Source organism: Humibacillus sp. DSM 29435 (assembly GCF_001758225.1).
GTDB lineage: Bacteria > Actinomycetota > Actinomycetes > Actinomycetales > Dermatophilaceae > DSM-29435.
Genome location: NZ_MAST01000046.1, coordinates 1 through 1,028 on the forward strand (window position 1 = coordinate 1; position 1,028 = coordinate 1,028).

At 64.1% G+C, this 1,028-nt stretch carries 2 protein-coding genes; one reads left to right on the forward strand and one right to left on the reverse strand.

The features are described 5' to 3' along the window. Positions 1-244: 244 nt before the first annotated feature. Positions 245-478 carry a hypothetical protein gene (locus BA895_RS19345; RefSeq protein ID WP_070193535.1) on the reverse strand — a complete coding sequence of 78 codons (234 nt, stop codon included), beginning with the start codon at positions 476-478 and terminating at the stop codon, positions 245-247. Positions 479-626: 148 nt separating this feature from the next. Here BA895_RS19345 and BA895_RS23720 point away from each other — a divergent pair, with 148 nt between their 5' ends. Then, complete coding sequence (locus tag BA895_RS23720; RefSeq protein ID WP_139142789.1) at positions 627-851, forward strand: hypothetical protein; 225 nt, start codon at positions 627-629, stop codon at positions 849-851. Positions 852-1,028 lie beyond the last annotated feature (177 nt).

Here is a 1,028-nt window from a genome sequence, read left to right on the forward strand (position 1 = left end):
GGCAGAGTCGGACGAGCGTAGCCGTCCTCAACGCGGCAGAGTCGGACGAGCGTAGCCGTCCTCAACGCGGCAGAGTCGGACGAGCGTAGCCGTCCTCAACGCGGCAGAGTCGGACGAGCGTAGCCGTCCTCAACGCGGCAGAGTCGGACGAGCGTAGCCGTCCTCAACGCGGCAGAGTCGGACGAGCGTAGCCGTCCTCAACGCGGCAGAGTCGGACGAGCGTAGCCGTCCTCAACGCGGCAGATCAGGACGATGACGACAGGTCGCTTAGCGTGTCGTTGTCTTCCTTGGACCATCTCGCTGCGAGCCTTCGCATGTGGATCGACCAGGCAGAGAACACCACGACGAAACCCCAGAAGATGGGCTTCCCCGCTGCGACGCCGAACACGCCTAGCGCGACTGCCACCGTGACCATGCAGGTGGCCCCAAGCCGCAGCTGCCTGGGGGTTTGCGCCAGGCCATTTCGCTCGCTCTGCATGGGTTCAATCTACGACCAGGTACACGGCCAGGAGCGCGATCGGACGTGCCGACCCAACGCGGCAAGACCGGACGTCCCTCGAACCCGGGTCTCAGGCCGAGTTCCACGTAGGCTCACGGCATAGGCAAGCGCGACTTAGTCTGAGCGCATGGCGCCGCCAAATGAATCGAGCGACCCCGGCATCCAATACACCCCTTGGTTGGTTCCTTTTCTGCTCGCCATGGCGGTTGTGTCGGCGATCGTGCTGATCGCCTCGGCACGCTGGGAGTGGCTCCCCGTTCCCGTGGTCGCGCTGATCTTGTCCGGCGTCTACTTCAGACGATGGCGTGGATGGCGCAAGCAGTCTGCCGCAGCGATAGACGAGGAGGCCTAGCGCAAGGTCGTGCTCGTTGGCGTGAAAGGGCGCGTGATCATGGCAAGACCAATCACCTAATGTCCCCGTGAGCGACGTCCCCACATCGTCATGATCGACCTCACGGATCGCGGCAGAGTCGGACGAGCGTAGCCGTCCTCAACGCGGCAGAGTCGGACGAGCGTAGCCGTCCTCAAC

Bases quoted from the DNA above. Each gene is read 5' to 3' on its own strand.
- BA895_RS23720 (WP_139142789.1), top strand. From the start codon at position 627: ATGGCGCCGCCAAATGAATCGAGCGACCCCGGCATCCAATACACCCCT.
- BA895_RS19345 (WP_070193535.1), bottom strand. From the start codon at position 478: ATGCAGAGCGAGCGAAATGGCCTGGCGCAAACCCCCAGGCAGCTGCGG.